Below are 17788 nucleotides of genomic sequence, written 5' to 3'. Positions count from 1 at the left end.
TCCGCCACCTTGCGGATCCGCAGTGATGATTTTGGTTCGATGTGTAAGGGGCCATAGGAAATCTCCGAAACCGGGATCGACTCTTCTCTACCTGCGGTTGGGCGCTTGCTAGGGCGTCGTCTGGTTTCGACCATCTCGTACTTTCCGAGTCGAAGTTCGCGAAGGTCGAGGCCCCGTATGGATACCCGCAGTCCTCTCAACCAATGCATCGCCCTGGTCCTGATCGGCATCCTCTTCCTCGACCCGATCGTCGCCACTGCCGCCCAGCTGGCGGTGGATCAGGCGGCGGGCGGCAATACCCAGCTGGGCCAGGCCGGCAACGGCGTGCCGGTGGTCAACATTGCCACCCCCAACGCCAATGGCCTGTCCCACAACCGCTTCCGCGAGTACAACGTCGGTGCCGAGGGGCTGATCCTCAACAACGCCACCGAGCGGGCCCAGGCCAGCCAGTTGGGCGGGCTGATCCTCGGCAACCCCAACCTCCAGGGCCGCGCCGCCGGCACCATCCTCAACGAAGTCACCGGCGGTAATCGCAGCCTGCTCGGCGGCTACACCGAAGTGGCCGGGCAGTCAGCGCGGGTCATTGTCAGCAACCCCCACGGCCTCACCTGCAACGGCTGCGGCTTCATCAACACCCCGCGCGCCACCCTGACCACCGGCAAACCGGTGCTGGAGGCGGGACGGCTCGAGCGCTTCCAGGTAGACGGCGGCGATATCACCCTCGAGGGCGCCGGCCTCAACGCCAGCAACGTCGACCAGTTCGAGCTGATCACCCGCAGCGCGCGGCTCAATGCCGAACTCCATGCCCGCGACCTCACCATCGTGACCGGCCGCAACGACGTGCAGGCCGACAGCCTGGCCGCCACCCCGCGCTCCACCGATGGCGGCGCCGCTCCGGCCCTGGCCATCGACAGCTCCGCCCTGGGTGGCATGTACGCCGGGGCCATCCGCCTGGTGGGCACCGAGGCCGGGGTGGGCGTGAAGCTGGCCGGCGACATGGCGGCCAGTGCCGGCGATATCCGCATCGACGCCAACGGCCAGGTGACCCTGGCGCAGACGGCGGCCGCCCGCGACCTGCAGGTCAGGGCGCAGGGCGCCGAGCTGACCGCCCAGGCCTATGCCGGCGGCAGCGCCGTATTGGAAACCCAGGGCGACCTGGCCATCCGCCAGAGCCTGGCGGCGAAGGACGCCGTGCGCCTCAACAGCGGCGGACGCACCCTCAACCAGGGGGTAGTCGAGGCCGGGGTCAACCCGGACAACAGCCGTAATGGCGTCGGCGACGTGCAGCTACAAGCGCGGGAGGTGCGCAACGCCGGCACCCTGGCGGCCAGCCGCAACCTCGAGGTCAGCGCTCGCCAGACCTTGGACAACCAGGGCGGCACCCTCAGTGCCCAGTCACAGGTCAAGGTGGCGGCTTCCAAGCTGGACAACCGCCAGGGCCGGGTGCTGGCCAAGGGCGACCTGGCGCTCAGCGCCGGCGAACTGGACAACCAGGCCGGGCGGGTGAACGGCGCCGGCCGAGTGCAGGCGCAGGTGGGCCACCTGGACAACCGTGGTGGCGAGGTCTCCAGCCGTAGCGTGCGGTTGCAGGCGGAGAGCGTCGACAACCGGGGCGGCAAGGTGATCGGCGAACAGCAGCTGCAGCTGAACGCCAGCGCGTCCCTGGACAATAGCGACGGGTTGCTCGGCAGCAACGGCGACGTGCGCCTGGAGGGCGGCTCGCTCCGCAATCGCGCCGGTGAGATCTCCAGTGGCGGTGCCACCCGAATCCAGGCCGCCAGCCTGGACAACCAGGGCGGTGCAGTGCTGGGCGACCAGGGCCTGTCGGTGACCCTGAACGGTGCGTTGGACAACCAGGGCGGCACGCTCGGCACCGGGCGCGACCTCGACCTGCAAGCCGCCAGCGTCGACAACCGCCGCGGCACCCTGGTGGCGGATGGCGCACTGAACGCCCGCGTCAACGGCCTGCTCGACAACCAGGAGCAGGGCGGCCTGCTCGCCAAGGGACCCTTGGCGATCCACGCGGGTCGCTTGGATAACCACGCCGGCCAGGTCAGTGGCCAGGGGCCGGTCACCGTTACCGCGAACCACCTGGACAATCGCGGTGGCAGGCTCGCAGCGAATGGTCCGCTGGTGCTCCGTGCGAATCAGTTGGACAACCGTCAGCAGGGCCAGATCACCAGCAAGGACCGCCTCGACCATCAGGGCCAGCGTGTGGATAACCAGGGCGGACGCATCTCCGCCGCCGGTCCCCTGTCGATTGAGGCCGAGGAGGTGCAGAACGCCCAGGGCCGTATCGCCAGCCAGGGTGATCTGAACGCAACGCTCGGTATCTTGGCGCAGCAGGGCGGCGAACTGGTCGCCCAGGGCACCCTGCAGCTCCAGGCCCGCGCCCTGGACAACCGCCAGGGCGGTCTGGTGGGCAGCACCAAAGCGCTGAAACTCGAGGTTGGCGACATCGACAACCGTGGCGGCGAGCTGTCCAGCCAAACGAGCGTCAGCCTTGCCGGCCAGCGCCTCGACAACAGCGGCGGCAAGCTGTTGGCGGGCAACCAACTGGTCCTCGCCGTGGATCGGCTGATCAACCAGGCCAAGGGCCTGATCTTCGGCCGTCACGCCACCACCCTCGACACCCACAGCCTGGACAATAGCGGCGGCACCCTGGCCAGCGCCACGTCGCTGGTCATCGCCCTGACGCCCAAGGCCGGCGGGTCGGCAGGCGAACTGGTCAATCGCCAGGGCCTGATCAGCAGCGAGGGTACCCTGGCGCTCCAGGCCAGCCGGATCGACAACCAGGGTGGCGCCCTCTCCAGCGCCGCCGACCTGGGGCTGGTCAGCGCCGGCCAACTCGATAACAAAGGCGGCTCCATCGTCAGCGACGGCAACCTCGCTGTGGCCAGCGCCAGCCTCGACAACAGCGAGGCAGGCGTACTCAGTGCCAAGGGCAACGCACGGATCGACACCGGTGCGCTGAACAACCGCCGGGGCGGCAAGCTCACCTCCGCCGGCATCCTGGACCTGGACGCCGGTCAGGTCGACAACAGCGCCAAGGGCCGCATCGCCGGCGGCCAGGGCCTGACCGCCAAGGTCACCGGCCTGGACCAGCACGACGGTGGTGAGCTGTTCAGCCAGGCCGACCTCAGCCTCGACCTGCAACAGGGCCTGTTGAACAACAGCGGCGGCCTGATCAACAGCCCCGGCCAGCTCCTACTGCAGAACCTGGGGCGGGTGATCAACCGTGGCGGCGAAATTTCCAGCCAGCAGGGCTTCACCCTGGCCGCGCGCCAGCTCGACAACGCTGGCGGCAAGCTGCTCAGCAACCAGGCGCTGGTGCTGCGCATCGCCCAGGCCCTGGATAACGTCAAAGGCACGGTCTCCGCCAAGGGGCTGGACCTGCGTGCGGGCAGCCTGGATAACCGTGAAGGGCTGCTCAACAGCCGAGACCGGTTCACGCTTGCGGTCACCGGCCACTTCGACAACCAGCGTGGTGCCGTGGTGGCCAGCGGCAAGCTCGACCTGACCGCCAGCACCCTGGACAACCGCGCTGGCGAGATCGCCGGCAAGGCGGATGTCCAGGCGAATATCGGCACCCTCGACCAGCGCGGCGGGCTGCTGATCGCCCAGGGCGCCCTGAGCCTGAAGGGCCAGCGCCTCGACAACAGTGCCAACGGCCTGGTCGGCGCGACCCGGGGCGTGTCCCTCGCTATCGATGAGATCGACAACCGTGGTGGCGAGATCTCCAGCCAGGAGGCGGTCCAGATCGTCGGCGGGCAGCTCGATAACAGCGATGAGGGCCGGCTGCTGGCCGGCACCCGCCTGGTTCTCGCCGTCGAGCAGGTGATCAACCGCGCCAAGGGCCTTATTTCCGGCCAGGCCGGGGTGGGCCTGACCGGCAGCAGCCTGGACAACAGCGGCGGCCGCCTGCTCAGCCAGCAGGCCGTGGACATCACTCTGCAGCAGGCGTTGACCAATGGTCAGGGCCTGATCAACAGCGAAGGTCGTCTCGCCCTCGCTGCCGGCGGCCTCGACAATAGCGGCGGCACTGTTTCCAGCGCGGGCGCCATGAATATCCTCAGTCGTGGTGTGCTTGCCAACGACGGCGGCCAACTGCTGACGGACAGCACCTTGACGCTGTCCAGCGACAGACTGAGCAATCGTCAGGGCGTGCTGTCGGCCAAGGGCAAGACCCAACTCGCCACCGGCCGCCTCGACAACAGCCTGGGGCAACTGACCAGCGCCGATGCCCTGAACCTGACCACGGGTGAGCTCATCAACCACGGCGGCCGCCTCGGCAGCCAACAGGTCCTCACCGTCAGTGCCAGTGGCCTGGCGCAGCAGGGCGGCCAGCTGTTCAGCAATGCCGGCCTCAGCCTCGACCTCCAGGGTGGTGACCTGGACAACCGCCAGGGCCTGATCAACGCCCCCGGCCACTTGCTGCTGAAGAACCTCGGCAAGGTCGACAACCAGGGCGGCGAAATCTCCAGCCAGCAGGCCTTCACCCTGGCCGCGCGCAGCCTCGACAACGCCAGCGGCAAGCTGCTCGGCGCCCAGGCCCTGACCCTGCGAATCGAGCAGGCGCTGGGCAACCTCAAGGGCCTGATCGCCGCCGCCCGCCTCGATGTCGCGGCCGCCAGCCTGGCCAATACCGGCGGCACCCTGACCAGCCGCAGTACGACCCAGGTAGACATCAGTGGCGCCCTGGCCAACGACCAGCAAGGCCTGATCAACGCCGCCCGGCAGCTCACGCTGAAGGCCGGCAGCCTGGACAACCGCGGCGGCAGCCTGCTGGCCGGCAGTGCCCTCGACCTGCGCGCCCAGTCCATCGACAACCGCGACAACGGCCTGATCAACAGCCAGGGAAAGCTCGACCTGCAGGCCGGCACACTGGATTCCAGCCAGGGTGGCGAAGTCTCCGCCCAGGGCGCCCTGAGCCTGTTCCTCGACCGGTTGATCCAGCGCCAGGGCCGGCTGATCGGTGCCGTCGGCCTCACCCTCGACCTCAACGGTGGCGACCTGGACAACCAGGGCGGTCTGATCCTTGCCCAGGGCCCGCTCAGCCTTCAGCGGCTGCGCGACCTGGCCAACCAGGGCGGCGAGATCAGCAGCAGCCAGGGCTTAAGCCTGGTCCTGCGCGACCTCGACAACCGCGGTGGCAAGCTGATCAGCAGCGGCCAGCTCGACCTGAGCGGCGTACAGCTGCGCAACCAGCTCGGCTTGCTCTCCGGCTGGCAGGGCCTCAGCGTCAGCGGCCAGAGCCTCGACAACCGCCACCTCGGCACCCTCTCCAGCCGTGATGGCAATCTGTCCGTGACCCTGAGCGGTGCCCTGCAGAACAGCGGCGAAGGTGCACTGGCCAGCAAGGGTCGCCTGGACCTCAAGGCCGCCAGCCTGGACAACAGCAACCGGGGCATCCTCTCCAGCGGCGGCGACCAGCAGCTCGACGTCGCCACCCAGCTGGACAACAGCGCGGGCGGGCAGATCGACAGCGGCGCGAAATTGACCCTGAACGCCGCCAGCTTGAATAACGCCGCCGGTACCGTGCAGGCGCAACAGGCGCTGGTCCTGCGTGCCACCGACCTCGACAACAGCGGCGGCAGCATTGCCGGCAATGGTGCCGTCACGCTGGACCTGCTCGGCACCCTCGACAATGCCAACGGCAATCTGGCCAGCGTGGGGCCGCTGCTGCTGCAGGGGGCGATCCAGGTCAACAACCAGAACGGCCAGATCGTCAGCCAGGGCCTGCTGACCCTGCTCACCGGCAGTCTGGACAACCGCCATCGCGGCACCGTCGCGGCCAATGGCGCCCTGCTGCTGACGGCGACCGGCGCCGTGCAGAACGATAACGACGGCCTCATCTACAGCCGCGATGCCGGCGTGCGCATCGAGTCCGCCAGCCTGGACAACGGCCTGGGCGCCATCCAGGCCAGGGGCGATCTGGAGATCGTCAGCGGGGCCTTCTCCAACCTCGGCGGACGGGCTATCAGCCAGGCTGGCAACCTGGAGATCCGCGCCGACAACCTGGACAACCGCGGCGGCACACTTGCCAGCCTGGAAGGCTGGATCAAGGCCCGCCTGAGCGGTTGGCTCGCCAACGGTCTCAACGCCGGCCAGGGCGGCGTGGTCCAGGGGCAGTCCCTGGAGCTGACGGCCGCCTCCGTGGCCAACCAGGGCGGGCACCTCTCGGCCCTCTCCGGCAACGCCCTGCTGAGCGTCGCCAGCCTGGACAACAGCCAGGGCGCGCTCTTCGCCAAGCAGTTGCTCAAGCTCAGCGGTGACAACCTGACCAACGCCGGACAGATCGCCGCCGGCACGGTGGACTTCAGCCTGGCCGGCGTGCTGAACAACCAGGCCGGCATCATCGAAAGCGACACCACCCTGACCCTGGCCGCAGCATCCCTGGACAACCGCGGTGGCCAGCTGCGCGCCCTGGGCACCGGCGGCCGCACCCAACTGACCGTGCAAGGCCTGTTGGACAACCGTAACGGCATCCTGGAAACCGCCAACCTCGACTTCGGCCTGGTGGCGGGGAGCTTCCTCAACGTCGGCGGCAGCCTGCTCCACGTCGGCAACGGCGCCTTCGACATCGCCCTGCCCAATGTAGTCAACGCCGGTGGCAGCCTCGTCACCAATGGTGGCCTGACCCTCAATGCCGACAGCTGGACCAATAGCACTGTCATCCAGGCCGGCCGCCTGACGGTGAATGTCGGCCAATTCCACCAGACCGCCAGCGGCCAGCTGCTGGCCCGCAGTAGCTTCACCGGCAGCGGCGGCAACTGGCTCAACGATGGCTTGATCGCCAGCGATGGCACACTCAGCCTTGCCCTCAGCGGTACCTACAGCGGCAACGGGCGAGTGACCAGCCTAGGCGACCTGGGCCTCAGCGCCGCTCAGCTCACCCTGCCCACGGCCGGCCGCATCACCGGCGGCGGCAACACCACCATCAGCGTGGGCAGCCAGCTCAGCAACAGCGGAGTGATGACCTCGGCCAGCGGCCTGACGGTCAACGCCGGACAGCTGAACAACCACGGCACCCTGGGCAGCGCGGAGCAACTGCGCCTGGTGACGCCGAGCCTGCTCAACGAAAACGGCCTGATCTTCAGCGGCGGCGACATGGCGCTGCGGGTGGGCAGCTTCACCAACCGCTACGCGGATGTGTACAGCCTCGGCGCGCTGGATATCGCCGCCAACGATGCAGGCGCATACAGCACCTTGCTGGAAAACGTCTCCGCGACCCTGGAAAGTGGCGGCGACATGCGCCTGGCGGCGTCCAGCATCATCAACCGCAAGGATGCCTTCCAGCTGGATCGTGAGCTGGTTTCGAGCGTCGTCGCGCTGACCTGCCGCAGGTGCCGCGGCAATACCTGGGACATCAGTTTCGTTGCCAAGGAACAGTACCAGTCCACCCTCCTGGTGGACTCAGCTGCGTCGCTCATATCCGCGGGTGGGAATCAGGTCGTTGCTTCCGAATCCTTCCAGAACCTGCAGAGCCTCGTTTCTTCGGGGGGCAATCTCGACATCGCCACCGGCGTCTTCAGCAACCAGGGCGCTGCCGCCGGCACCATCGACCGTACCCGGGTCTACAACACCGGCGGGGTCACCAATGGAACCGCTTCGCGCCTGATCATCGATGTGCTGCTGCCGTTCAACCAGCGCAACGACCCGGATTTCCCGGGCCTGCGGATAGCCGACGCCTCTGGACAGATCCATACCGTCCTTCCCGAAGTGAAGAAGATCGGCAAGGACGATCCTCCGGCTGCCTACTATTCGTTCGGCGATGTCATCGGCAGGACGGTCAATCTCCCTACGAACTACCCCGTATACAAGGACCAGGTGCTTGCACCGCCGTCGCAATACGATCCCGATAGACATGAGCCGCTGCCCGCTGGGATCACCCAGTGGGGCGTCGCCAGCGATTCGGAGATCAGCCAGAGCACGGGGGTTGCCGCGCAGGCGACCATCCAGGCTGCGGGAAGCGTTCGCATTCAGGCCGGTGAGCGGCTGGAGAATGGTGTCGTCGCACCTTCCCAGCAGTACAGCGTCGGCGTGAACAGGGTTGGCGCCACATCGGCCCAGGGAGCCGGCGCTGCCACCTCCATTGTCATCAATGGCCAACTCCCTCCAGACCTTGCCCAACAACAGGTCAACCCCCTCGCCCTGCCGGGTTTCAGCATCCCCTCGGGTTCCAACGGGCTGTTCCGACTCAGCACCACCAGTGGCAGCGAGGCCCAGGCCGACCAGGCCGCGCAAGGCCCGCAGAGCTGGACCCTGGGAGGCGCCAGCATCGGCCTGGCCGAACGCGAGCAGGTGCTGACCGATGCCCAGGCGCGCCAGGTGCAGGTCAATGACGCCGGACAGACGATCATCGGCGGCCGCCAGTTGGAACTGGGTGCTCGCCTGCAGGCCGAGGGCGCCGGTATCGGCGCCATCCAGGTCAAGGCGGACGACGCCCCTTTCGGTTCCGTGGTACCCGATCGCTCCGGCGCTGCCGGCGGCAGCCAGCCGCAGGATCAGAGCATCGCCCGCGTCCAGGGGCTTCCGGGTAACCAGGCACCCTCCAAGCCCCACAAATACCTGGTCGAAGCCAGTCCGGAACTGACCAACCTCAAGCAGTTCCTCAGCTCCGACTACCTGCTCGGCAACCTCGGCTACGACCCTGACCAGGCGCAGAAGCGCCTGGGCGACGGCTTCTACGAACAGCGTCTGGTGCGCGAGGCCATCGCCGCCCGCACCGGCCAGCGCTTCCTCGATGGCCTGACCAGCGACGAAGCAATGTTCCGCTACCTGATGGACAACGCCATCGCCAGCAAGCAGCAGCTCGGCGTCAGTGTTGGCGTGGGCCTGTCCGCGGCCCAGGTGGCGGCGCTGACCCACGACATCGTATGGATGGAAGAGCACGTGGTGAACGGCGAGCAGGTGCTGGTGCCGGTGCTCTACCTGGCCCAGGCCAATGGCCGCCTGGCGCCCAACGGTGCGCTGATCCAGGGCAAGGACGTGACGCTGATTTCCGGCGGCGAGCTGGCCAACCAGGGCACCCTGCGCGCCAGCGACAACCTCAGCGCCACGGGCAAGAACCTCGTCAACAGCGGCCTGATCGAGGCGGGCGATCGCGTCTCGCTGCTGGCCATCGACAGCATCCGCAACGCTCAGGGCGGCATCATCGCCGGGCGCGATGTCAGCGCCATCGCCCTCACCGGCGACATCATCAACGAGCGCTCGGTGACCAGTGTTCTGGGCAATACGGCGGGCCGAACCGAGCAGCGGGACTATCTGGACAGCGCGGCCCGCATCGAAGCCGCCAACGGCCTGAGCCTCTCCGCCGGGCGCGATATCGCCAATATCGGCAGCGTGCTGCAGGCCGGCGGCGACCTCTTCCTGAGTGCCGGCCGGGACGTACAGATCCTCTCCCAGCAGGAAAGGGTCGGCCAGGCCTTCGGTCCCGGTTACCGGGACGAGAGCGTTACCCAGCACGGCTCCACCGTGACCAGTGGCCGTGACCTGAGCATCGAGGCGGGCCGCGACGTCACCGCCATCGCCAGCCAGTTGGAGGCCAAACGCGACATCCGCATGGATGCGGACGGAGACATCCTGCTGGCCTCGGCGGCGAACGAGGAGCACTTCTACTCGAAGAGCAAGACGGTCACCCGCCAGGAAGACCACGTGCGCCAACAGGAAACCTCAGTGGTGGCGGGGCGTGACGTTGACCTGCAGGCCGGCAAGGACCTCACCCTGGTAGCCAGCCGGATCGAAGCCGGCGACGAAGCCTTCCTCTACGCCGGCAACGACCTCAGCCTGCTGGCCGCCGAAGACAGCGACTCCTCGCTGTACGAGAAGAAGAAAAAGGGTTCGTTCGGCAGCAGCAGCTTCAAGCGCGATGAAGTCACCGACATCCGCCACGTTGGCAGCGAGATCACCACCGGCGGCGACCTCACCCTGGTCAGCGAAGGCGACCAGCGCTACCAGGCCGCCCGGCTCGAATCCGGCGCCGACCTGACCCTGGACAGCGGCGGCGAAATCGCCTTCGAAGCGGTGAAGGACCTGCACCAGGAAAGCCATGAGAAGAGCAAGGGCGACCTCGCCTGGACCAGCGCCAAGGGCAAGGGCACCACCGACGAAACGCTGCGCCAGAGCGAACTCATCGCCCAGGGCGAAATCGCGATCAAGGCCGTGGACGGCCTGAAGGTCGATCTCAAGCACATCGACCAGCAGACCGTCAGCCAGACCATCGACGCCATGGTCCAGGCCGACCCGAACCTGGCCTGGATCAAGGAACTGGAACAGCGCGGGGATGTGGACTGGCAGCGGGTGAAGGAGGTGCATGACTCCTTCAAGTACAGCCATTCGGGAATCGGAGCCGGAGCCGCAATCGCCATCGCCATTCTCGCCGCCGCTGCAACCTATGGGGCTGCGAGTGGGATGGTGGGGAGTGCCGCGGGAGCCACCGCTGGGTCAGGTACTGCGATGGCGGCGGGTACCGCAACCACGACAACTGTTGCAGGCGTCGCGACGACTTCGACCGTAGCTGCTGGTTGGGGCAACGCGATGGCCGCGACAGCACTTTCTTCCGCTGCGGGAACGGGGGCGGCCAGCTTGGTCAGCAATCGCGGGGAATTGGGGGAAACACTGAAAGATGTGACAAGCAAGGACAGCTTGAAAGCATACGCCACTGCTGCCCTGATCGCAGGGTTTAGTGCCGGTGTAACGGACGGTTGGGGCCGAGAGTTGACGGCAGAGGGTAATTATAAATTCGACTATGGTGAGCGACTAAAAGCCTATATGGCAAATACGGCACTGAAAGGAATGTTAAGCGGCGAAGACAAAGAGGCTTGGTTGAGCATAGCGGCTACTGGGGCGTTGATGGAGTTGTATCAGTACTCAGTAGGGCGAGAGCCAGATGTTAGGCCCGGTGTAGACAGACCTGATGGTCCGAGAGCAATTCCATTGGAGGATGGGACGGTTCCTAATGTTCTTATGAATGGGGTTTCACGGGAGGGGAAGAATATAGGGCTGAATTGGCCTTCTCTTGATGCTTGTCAAAATATTTATTCTATTTGTCATGGGACGTATATTAGTGATGCGTTAAATATGCTTCCGGGGTTTAACTCGTTTGCCACATTGCATGATACTTGGATGAATCAACTGGAGATTCATAAGGGTGGAAGTATGTCCGTTTTAGAGAATTTGGGAAGCATGCCGCCTGCGTTGTTTATTAATTATGGTGCGATCTATGAGAAATATCGATTATTGAACGGTGCGGTGAGAGAGAATGAGGGTAGGTAGTTTGTATGCGGCTCTTCTTTTGGTGGGAGCTTGTGCGCCATCTAACTCTGCTTGGCGGGCTGGGATGGATGGCGCTGTAGGGAGGGATTTTAGTCTGTATCTAAATCCATATGGATACTATGGAGGTCTGTGGTCGCCAGTGAATAAGGAGAGAGGGTTTGATAAGGTTGTTGAAGAAGGAGGGGGGAGGCGTTACTTTATTAATTGGATCAGAAGTTGCCGATATTCGATGCTTGTTTCTGCTGACGGCGTGGTGAAGTCTTGGCGGTATGAGGTAGAAGACATAAAGGATTGCTATGTGTTCTAGGTGAAAAGGTATGTTTCGGAGGAGGGGAAAGGATCAGATCTATTTTCATACTCTAATTCCTTGGGGGGAAGGCAGGCTCTAGTTATCCATGGAGGTAGAAAATAGGCAAGGAAAAGCAAGGAAAAGGGAAAAGGGGACAGATTTATTTTCCCTACTCTAATTTTCATCCGGGGTGGGTCTGTAGGATTTAGGGATTCGTAGAGGGAGCAGCCATGCCCAGGGTCGGGCGAGTCTTATTGCCAAATTATCCACATCACATGGTTCAGCGTGGTCATAACCGGCAAGTCGTGTTTGCCGAGGACGCTGATTTCGAGCGCTACCTGGCCGACTTGCGCGAGTTGAAGGATGCCTTCGGGGTCAAGGTCTATGCGTACTGCCTGATGACCAACCATGTGCACCTGCTGTTGGCCCCGGATGATTCACTGGCAGGGCTCAGCCAGTTGATGAAGACCTTGGCGGCCCGCGCAACGCGCTACCGCAATCGTTTGGAAGGCCGTTCCGGCACTCTGTGGGAAAGCCGCTTCAAGTCAAGCATCGTGCAGTCCGATGCCTACTTGCTGGCCTGTAGTCGTTACATCGAACTGAACCCGGTGCGGGCGGGCATGGTGGCGGAGGCAGCGGATTATCCCTGGTCCAGTTATGCCCTGCGTATTGGGGGCGCACCTGAACAGAACTGGTTGGACGACGACCCGTGTTTCAAAGCGCTCGGCGCTACGGATGAAGAACGGCGCCGCCGGTATACCGAGTTCGTCAGGCAAGCAGTGCCCGCCGAGGAACTGAGCCTGATTCGAGAGGCCATTCAACGCGGCCAACTGACGGGGAACAACCGCTTCGTGGATGAGGTTGAGCGTATTGCGGGCGTACGGATTGAGCGGCGCAAGCAGGGACGGCCGAAATTAGAGTAGTGAAAATAAATCTGTCCCCTTTTGGTCCTTTTGGTCAGTCCCCTTTTGGTCAACAGAACTGGTTGGACGACGACCCGTGTTTCAAAGCGCTCGGCGCTACGGATGAAGAACGGCGCCGCCGGTATGCCGAGTTCGTCAGGCAAGCAGCGCCCGCCGAGGAACTGAACCTGATTCGAGAGGCCATTCAACGCGGCCAACTGACGGGGAACAACCGCTTCGTGGATGAGGTTGAGCGTATTGCGGGCGTACGGATTGAACGGCGCAAGCAAGGGCGACCGAAATTAGAGTAGTGAAAATAAATCTGTCCCCTTTTGGTCTTTCTTCCGCTGCGGGAACGGGGGCGGCCAGCTTGGTCAGCAATCGCGGGGAATTGGGGGAAACACTGAAAGATGTGACAAGCAAGGACAGCTTGAAAGCATACGCCACTGCTGCCCTGATCGCAGGGTTTAGTGCCGGTGTAACGGACGGTTGGGGGCGCGAGTTGACGACAGAGGGAAGTTATAAGGTCGACTTTGGGGGGCGACTCAAAGCCTATATGGCAAATACGGCCTTGAAAGGAATGTTAAGTGGTGAAAACAAAGACGCTTGGTTGAGCATAGCGGCGACTGGGGCGTTGATGGAGTTGTATCAGTACTCAGTAGGGCGCGGCCCGGATATTAGACCAGGAGTTGACAGGGAAGGAGGTGAAAAGTTTGAGGCGTTAGAAGGAGGGCTTGTGCCTCTGGCACTAAAGGATGGAATTGTTCGCGAAGGAAAAAATATCGGCCTAAACCAATCCTGTGAATCATTTTTAGCTATCTGTCACGGCACGCCGATTAGCAATGCCGTCAACTTAGTTCCGGGCATGAACTCATTCGCGACTCTGCACGATACATGGATGAATATGGTTGAGGCAGCAAAAAGAGCTGAATGGCAAGCGTTGGGGGCGATAGGGGTTCCTCCGGAAATGAATGTGCTTGAGAATATTGGAACTATGCCGCCTGCGTTAATTTTGAACTATGGAGCCTTATATGATCGATATAGGATCCTTATTGAGGCGGAGAGGGAAAGTGCGAATAAATAGTGTTTGCGCAACGATTTTTTATTTGTCGCTGGTTGGGTGTGCTCCTTCTCATCGGCAGTGGGTTGATGGGCTGAATATGTTCATTGGGACAAGGTTTGAGTCAAATATTTATGAGAGTTGTGAGAAGGGGTGTGGTAATTCTTATTGGTCTCCAATTAATCCTGATAAGAAGGTTGACAAAATAATTAGTGAGGGTGGGGGTGAGAGATATTATATAACCTGGGTTGCCGGTTGTAGTTATTCTTTTTATGTTTCGGCTGATAGGGTTATTAGGTCTTGGCGATATGAGACAAAATATCCTGGTAGTTGTTATGTTTTTTGATAGTAAAGAAAAGCGGGCGGATTTATTTTTCCTACTCTAATTCCGTAGGGGGATCGGAAAATGGCCCCCATTTTTGGTCAAATTTTTATTGCCGTTTTTATGTTTTTCTCCTTTTTCACTTTTTTTAAAAATATGGAGGAATCAGTGAATATTCAGCAAGCCATCGTTAAGTCTCGCATTCAATTCTCCATCGGCGTGCTGTTGATGCTAGGAGGGATGCTCTTCTATATCATTGCCACACTACTGTTCGTACACCGGCAAGCTCAGGTGCTGGCCCAGTCGCAGATCTTTGGGCACCTAGGCATATCTCTACAGAACCTAGTTGCCGATATCTATCAACTGACATCGCCCTACCTGGATTTCATTTGGAGCCATGCCCCGACACTGAGCCAAGAGGATCCATTCAGCTTCGGCAACCTTCTCGGCATGGGGTTACTAGGCATTATGACGGTGGGCGGGCAGATCATTGGCGCCAGTAGTCGTTTGCGCGACAGGGTCAAGCGTCATTTGGAGAGGATCGAAGAATACGAATGGAAGCGGTCTCTCCAGAACAGCGGCGGAACCGTGGTGAATGCTCGCGATGTGGGTGTGATTAATGTTTATAAGGAAGCCATGCCGCCTTCCAACGATAAAGAATGGTGGGAGCGACCGCTGGGAATAATTGGGTTGGCTATCATTGGCGGGTATATCGTTGGAGTACTGTTAAAAATTACCGGCATGCTTTGAGAAGGGCTGCGAGAAGAAGGACAAATTTACTTTATAATCCTGTATGAAGAATTCCCGGCATCTGCCGGGGATTTTCATTCCACAGCCCGTCACAGCCCCGTCTCTGCTCGTGATCGGTCTGATAAAACGACTGCGCATCGGGGACCAATAAGAGCAGCGCGCGGCTGGTGCAGAAGTAACCGGTAAGACTCTGCTCGAAGTATAAGTTGGTTCTGGCGAAAAATTTATTCGCTATTCTCAGCTAGAGGAAGATGGATAATTTTTTACTCTGGGAATAAGGGCACGGATTTATTTCCCCTTCGCGATCGTCATTGTGTCCGGGCAAGCGTGTGGGTTTCGCGGCGCTCTACCCACCCGGTATGGGAGTGGAAGCAAGGGAGGATGCATCACCTTGTTCCCCCAGCAGCAGATTCCGTTCCCGCGCGCAAAGCTCCAGCAGGAAATCCCACACCACCCGCAGGCGCACCGAGCGGTGCAGTTCCCGGCGGGCGCTCATCCAGTATTCGCGTTCGATGCCTTCCTCCGGCAGCACCGGCACCAGCAGCGGGTCACGGCTGCCCATGAAGTGCGGGAGGATGGCCAGGCCAATGCCGGCCTGGGCCGCCTGCTGCTGGGCGACCACGCTGGTGCTGCGGAACACCACGTGGGGGTGGCGGCAGAAACTGTGGTGGAACATCAGTTCCTGGCTGAACAGCAGGTCGTCGACATAGCCGATCCATTGGTGCCGGCCCAGGTCGTCGCGGTTGCGCAGCGGCGGCGCCTGCTCCAGATAGGCCGGACTGGCGTACAGACTGAGGCGGTAGCGGGTCAGGGAGCGGGTGATCACCAGGTCGGCGCCGGGGCGGTCGAGGGAGATGGCGATGTCCGCCTCGCGGTTGGTGATGCTGACAAAGCGCGGCACCGAAACCAGTTCCACTTCCAGCCCCGGGTAACGGCGCATCAGCTCGGCCACGCGCGGGGCGAGGAACACGCTGCCCAGGCCTTCGGTGACGCCGATGCGGATCTGCCCGAGTGGGGAAATGCCCTGGCTCATGTCCTCCTGGGCCAGCAGGGCGGTGTTCTCCATGGCCTCGGCATGCTTGAGCAGGGCCTGGCCGGCCGGGGTCAGCTGATAGCCGCCGATGTGCTGGACGAAGAGCTGCGTACCGAGGTCGCGCTCGATGTTCTCGATATGCCGGGCGACGGTGGCGTGGGTGGTGTTGAGGCGCTTGGCGGCGGTCAGCAAGCGGCCGCTGCGGTGCAGTTCGAGAAAGTAACGCAGGTCATTCCAGTCGAACATCGCTCGGCCCCTTCCGTGCGGGTCGTTGTTAGAAAACGAACAATAGCTGATACGAAACGTTTGTTTTTTTATCGCGAACGAACGACTAGCCTCGAACCACTCGAAGTCGCCGACGGCGCCCGCCCCCCTGGTAAGGACGCCAAGGCCACGACAATAACGACAAGACGAGGATCGCCATGTCCGCGGCAAGGGATACCTTCGACTACCTCATCGTCGGCGCCGGTCCCGCCGGTTGCCTGCTGGCCAACCGGCTTTCCGCCGACCCCGCCAACCGGGTGCTGCTGCTGGAAGCCGGCGGCCGCGACAACTACCCCTGGATCCACATTCCGGTCGGTTACCTCTACTGCATCGGCAATCCGCGCACCGACTGGTGCTTCGACACCGACGCCGTGCCCGGCCTCGCCGGCCGCGCCCTCAAATACCCCCGCGGCAAGGTGCTGGGCGGCTGCTCCTCGATCAACGGCATGATCTACATGCGTGGCCAGGCCCGTGACTACGACCAATGGGCGGCGGCCGGCAACCCCGGCTGGAGTTGGCAGGAGTTGCTGCCGCTGTTCCGTGGCATGGAGGACCACTTCGCCGGCGCCAGCGACCTGCACGGCGCCGGCGGCGAATGGCGGGTGGAGCGCCAGCGCCTGTCCTGGGCCTTGCTGGATTCATTCCGCGAGGCAGCGGCACAGACCGGCATCGCCAGCGTCGAGGACTTCAACGGCGGCGATAACGAGGGCTGCGGCTACTTCCAGGTCAACCAGCGCGGTGGGGTGCGCTGGAATGCCTCCAAGGGTTTCCTCCGGGGCGTCATGCAGCGGCCCAACCTCACTGTGCTGACCGGCGCGGAGGCGCAGCGGGTGCTCCTCGAACAGGGACGGGCCAGGGCGCTTTTGGTGCGCGTAGACGGCCAGGTGCGGCGCTTCGAGGCGCGCCGCGAGATCGTTCTCAGCGCCGGTGCGATCGGCTCGCCCTGCCTGCTGCAACGCTCCGGCATCGGTTCGCCGGCCTTGCTGGAACGCCTGGGGATAGGCGTCGCCCATGAACTGCCCGGGGTGGGCGGCAACCTGCAGGATCACCTGCAACTGCGCCTGATCTACAAGGTCAGCGGCGTGCCGACCCTCAATCAGATCGCTGGCAGCCTCTGGGGCAAGCTGGGCATGGGCCTGCGCTACCTGCTGGACCGCAGCGGACCCTTGTCCATGGCGCCGAGCCAGCTGGGGGCCTTCGCACGTTCCGATCCCGGGCAGCCCTCGGCCAACCTCGAATACCACGTGCAGCCGCTGTCGCTGGACCGCTTCGGCGAGCCGCTGCACGACTTCCCGGCCTTCACCGCCTCGGTCTGCGACCTGCGCCCGCACAGCCGCGGTACGGTGCAGATCCGCTCGGCCGACCCGGGCCTGGCGCCGTCGATCCAGCCCAACTACCTGAGCGACCCGCGCGACCTCAAGGTGGCGGCGGACGCCATCCGCCTGACCCGGCGCATCGTCGCCCAGCCGGCGCTGGCGCCTTTCCAGCCGGAGGAATACAAGCCCGGCCCGGACTACCGCAGCGAGGACGACCTGCACCGCGCCGCCGCCGCCATCGGCACCACCATCTTCCACCCCGCCGGCACCTGCCGGATGGGCCAGGATCACGAGTCGGTGGTGGACGCTGAGCTGCGCGTTCACGGCATCCCCGGCCTGCGCATCGCCGACGCCTCGATCATGCCCAGCCTGACCTCCGGCAACACCTGCTCGCCGGTGCTGGTGATCGCGGAAAAGGCCGCACGGATGATCCTCGCCGAACAGCAGCGCCAGGAGCGTCCCCAGCAGCTGGGCGTGGTGGCGGGCAAGGCGGAGGACAAGATCGGGGCTTGAGCGAGGGACCTTCGCCCGCCCGGAACATCCAGCATCGCGCGGCGCCTTGCGCCGTGGTGGTC

The 17788-nt window shown here is 63.4% G+C and carries 6 protein-coding genes and 1 pseudogene; 6 read left to right on the top strand and 1 reads right to left on the bottom strand.

Annotated elements, in window-relative coordinates; genetic code table 11:
* The first annotated feature begins 177 nt into the window (after nt 1-177).
* The 5 genes and pseudogenes from ACFW0H_RS03060 to ACFW0H_RS03040 all read left to right on the top strand — a co-directional run bounded on the left by ACFW0H_RS03060 (nt 178) and on the right by ACFW0H_RS03040 (nt 14600).
* Complete coding sequence (locus tag ACFW0H_RS03060; RefSeq protein ID WP_422912425.1) at nt 178-11277, top strand: two-partner secretion domain-containing protein; 11100 nt, start codon at nt 178-180, stop codon at nt 11275-11277.
* Between the two features lie 519 nt (nt 11278-11796).
* A complete protein-coding gene (locus ACFW0H_RS03055; RefSeq protein ID WP_422912424.1) occupies nt 11797-12489 on the top strand; it encodes a transposase in 693 nt (230 codons plus the stop codon).
* Between the two features lie 50 nt (nt 12490-12539).
* Nucleotides 12540-12779, top strand: a pseudogene (locus tag ACFW0H_RS03050) (transposase); the annotation flags it as partial.
* Nucleotides 12779-13552, top strand: coding sequence for a DUF637 domain-containing protein (locus ACFW0H_RS03045; RefSeq protein ID WP_422912423.1), 774 nt, complete (start codon nt 12779-12781; stop codon nt 13550-13552). The pseudogene ACFW0H_RS03050 and the gene ACFW0H_RS03045, both read left to right, overlap by 1 nt.
* Before the next feature lie 382 nt (nt 13553-13934).
* Nucleotides 13935-14600, top strand: coding sequence for a hypothetical protein (locus tag ACFW0H_RS03040; RefSeq protein WP_422912422.1), 666 nt, complete (start codon nt 13935-13937; stop codon nt 14598-14600).
* 346 nt (nt 14601-14946) lie between these two features.
* On the opposite strand, the gene ACFW0H_RS03035 is transcribed toward ACFW0H_RS03040, so the two are convergent.
* Complete coding sequence (locus ACFW0H_RS03035; protein ID WP_422912421.1) at nt 14947-15879, bottom strand: LysR family transcriptional regulator; 933 nt, start codon at nt 15877-15879, stop codon at nt 14947-14949.
* Nucleotides 15880-16055: 176 nt separating this feature from the next.
* Between ACFW0H_RS03035 and ACFW0H_RS03030 the strand changes: the two genes are divergently transcribed.
* Entirely contained in the window at nt 16056-17726 is a 1671-nt protein-coding gene (locus ACFW0H_RS03030; protein ID WP_422912420.1) for a GMC family oxidoreductase, read from the top strand.
* Nucleotides 17727-17788 lie beyond the last annotated feature (62 nt).

The sequence above is a fragment of the Metapseudomonas cellulosilytica genome, assembly GCF_049334135.1.
Classification (GTDB): domain Bacteria; phylum Pseudomonadota; class Gammaproteobacteria; order Pseudomonadales; family Pseudomonadaceae; genus Metapseudomonas.
Note: the sequence above shows the minus strand (reverse complement) of the source record. Positions and strands in the feature narration are given on the sequence as shown.